This window comes from Pseudomonas sp. CM25 (assembly GCF_013179705.1).
Classification (GTDB): Bacteria; Pseudomonadota; Gammaproteobacteria; order Pseudomonadales; family Pseudomonadaceae; genus Aquipseudomonas.
In genome coordinates this window covers 1-3,016 of record NZ_JABMCW010000497.1, presented here as the reverse complement: position 1 = coordinate 3,016, position 3,016 = coordinate 1, and the positions used below count along the sequence as shown (strand labels likewise).

General features: G+C 61.7%; 3 protein-coding genes. 2 read left to right on the top strand and 1 reads right to left on the bottom strand.

Translation table 11 applies throughout. The features are described 5' to 3' along the window. A partial coding sequence (locus tag HP546_RS28460) for an alpha/beta hydrolase (protein WP_172232639.1) occupies window positions 1-560 on the bottom strand: 560 nt, incomplete at its 3' end. A 332-nt stretch (window positions 561-892) separates the two neighbouring features. Here HP546_RS28460 and HP546_RS28455 point away from each other — a divergent pair. Both HP546_RS28455 and HP546_RS28450 read left to right on the top strand, forming a co-directional pair. Further along, window positions 893-1,921: an amino acid ABC transporter substrate-binding protein gene (locus HP546_RS28455; RefSeq protein WP_172232636.1), complete on the top strand. Its 1,029-nt coding sequence runs from the start codon at window positions 893-895 to the stop codon at window positions 1,919-1,921. Between the two features lie 67 nt (window positions 1,922-1,988). Further along, window positions 1,989-3,016, top strand: a 1,028-nt coding sequence (locus tag HP546_RS28450) for an amino acid ABC transporter permease (protein ID WP_172232633.1), incomplete at its 3' end; no start/stop codon positions are given.

Here is a 3,016-nt window from a genome sequence, read left to right as displayed (position 1 = left end):
CCCCAGGTGTTCAGGTACTCGAAGGCGGTGCGGCCCATGGACGGGATCACCACCGGGTCGTGCACGCCATGCAGGCACAGGGCCGGGGTGCGTTGCTGGCACGCACTCAGCTGGTGCTGTTCGTTGAAGGTAGGGGCGTAGGTGGACAGGGCGATGACCCCGCCCAGTGCCTCTTGCCACTTTATATAGGCAGTGTGCAGCACCACCGCGCCGCCCTGGGAGAAACCGGCCAGGAAGATTCGCGCCAGGTTGATGCCTTTGGCCTGCTCGGCCTTGATCAGGGCGATCACCTGCTCGGCCGATTCCTCCAGCTGCGCTTCATCGATGGCGCGGGCCGGGGTCATCGCCTTGATGTCATACCAGCTGGGCATGGCGTAGCCGCCATTGATGGTCACCGGGCGGGTCGGCGCCTGCGGCATGATGAACCGCGTGGTGAGCAGGCGTTCCTGCATGAATTCGGCGACGGGTAGGAAGTCGTAACGGTCGGCCCCCAAACCGTGCAACCAGATCACACAAGCGTCTGCGGTTTTCTGCGGTTCGAGGATCAGTGGGTTGGTCATGACTGCTCCGAAAGTGTGCGGATCTTGTTATGGCGTGCGTGAAATGAAGGCGCGGGAAATGATTGTCGGAAAAAGAATGTCGCAACGATACAACTTTCCCTACTTGACGTGCGCTTAAACGCTACAGCCAGGAGTTCTGGTACGCGCTTTGCAATTGAACCTGCGATGCAAAGGGCAGGCCGAGACGGTAACACCCTTTGTAAGCGAAGGCTGTCACAGAACAGTCCATTGCGCCAATTGACCCAATAACAAGCCAACACGGGTCGGATACGCCTCAAAAGGGTGCGGTGCAATTCCGGCTCGATACAACAAGAGCGATTTGGAGGTTGTGAATGAAGATGTTGAAAACCACCCTGGCAGTCCTGACCGCTGCCGCCGCACTGGGCGCCGTGAGCACTGCCCAGGCCGGCGCCACCCTCGATGCGGTGAAGAAAAAGGGCTTCGTCCAGTGTGGCGTGAGCGACGGTCTTCCAGGCTTCTCGGTACCTGATGCGCAGGGCAAGATCGTCGGCATCGACGCCGATGTCTGCCGCGCCGTGGCCGCCGCCGTGTTCGGCGACGCCAGCAAGGTCAAGTTCAGCCAGCTCAACGCCAAGGAACGCTTCACCGCCCTGCAGTCGGGGGAAGTCGACGTGCTGTCGCGCAACACCACCTGGACCAGCTCGCGCGATGCCGGCATGGGTCTGGTGTTCGCCGGTGTCACCTACTATGACGGCGTCGGCTTCCTGGTCAACAAGAAGCTCGGTGTTTCCAGCGCCAAGGAGCTCGACGGCGCCACCATCTGCATCCAGGCCGGTACCACTACCGAGCTGAACGTGTCGGACTACTTCCGCGCCAATGGCCTGAAGTACACCCCGATCACCTTCGACACTTCCGACGAGAGCGCCAAGTCGCTGGAGTCCGGCCGTTGCGACGTGCTGACTTCGGACAAATCGCAGCTGTTTGCCCAGCGTTCCAAGCTGGCCGCGCCGACCGACTATGTAGTGCTGCCGGAAACCATCTCCAAGGAGCCGCTGGGCCCGGTGGTGCGCAAGGGCGACGAAGAGTGGTTCAGCATCGTCAAGTGGACCTTGTTCGCGATGCTGAATGCCGAAGAAGCAGGCATCACCTCCAAAACCGTCGAGGCCGAAGCCAAGTCTACCAAGAACCCCGACAACGCCCGGCTGCTTGGCGCTGACGGCGAGTATGGCAAGGACCTCAAGCTGCCCAAAGACTGGGTAGTGCAGATCGTCAAGCAAGTCGGCAACTACGGCGAAGTGTTCGAGAAGAACCTGGGCCAGAGCACCGACCTGAAGATCGACCGTGGCATGAACGCCCTGTGGAACAACGGCGGCATCCAGTACGCGCCACCTGTGCGCTGATGGCTGCATCCTGCGGCGGCATCCCGCCGCCGCAGGTTGTTCGGAACCCTACTTTCCGGGGCACCTCATGCAAAATCGAATCGGCGCACAAAAGGGCTTGTCCCTGAGTGATCCACGTGTGCGCGCGTGGCTGTTCCAGGTCCTCACGATCGTGTTCGTGGTCGGCCTGGGCTGGTACCTGTTCCACAACACGCAAACCAACCTGCAACACCGGGGCATCACCTCGGGCTTCGACTTCCTCGAGCGCAGTGCCGGCTTCGGCATTGCCCAGCACCTGATCCCCTATGTGGAATCCGACAGCTATGCGCGGGTGTTCGTCATCGGCCTGCTCAACACCCTGCTGGTGACCCTCATTGGCGTGGTGCTGGCGACCATTCTCGGCTTCATCATCGGCGTGGCGCGGCTGTCGCCGAACTGGATGATCAACAAGCTGGCGACCGTGTATGTGGAAACCTTCCGCAACATCCCGCCGTTGTTGCAGATCCTGTTCTGGTACTTCGCCGTGTTCCTGACCCTGCCGGGGCCGCGGGGCAGCATCAACATCGACGATATGTTCTTCATCAGCAACCGCGGCCTGAACATGCCCGGTGCTGCCATGACCGATGGTTTCTGGCCGTTCGCCATTGCCTTGGCCCTGGCGCTGCTGGCGACCGTGGCGATGGTGCGCTACGCCAACAAGCGCTTCAACGAAACCGGCGTACCGTTCCACAAGTTCTGGGTGGGGCTGGGGTTGCTGGTTGCCATCCCCGGGGCCTGCGTGCTGCTGTTCGGCAGCCCGGTTACCTGGGAAATGCCGCAGTTGAAGGGCTTCAACTTCGTCGGTGGCTGGGTGCTGATCCCCGAGTTGCTGGCGCTGACCCTGGCACTGACCATCTACACCGCAGCGTTCATCGCCGAAATCGTGCGTTCCGGTATCCGCTCGGTCAGCCATGGCCAGACCGAAGCCGCGCGCTCGCTGGGCCTGCGTGAGGGCCCGACACTGCGCAAGGTGATCATCCCCCAGGCACTGCGGGTGATCATTCCGCCGCTGACCAGCCAGTACCTGAACCTGGCGAAGAACTCGTCGCTGGCGGCCGGTATCGGCTACCCGGAGAT

Excerpts from the sequence above, each read along its gene's own strand:
- HP546_RS28455 (WP_172232636.1), top strand. The coding sequence starts at position 893 with ATGAAGATGTTGAAAACCACCCTGGCAGTCCTGACCGCTGCCGCCGCA.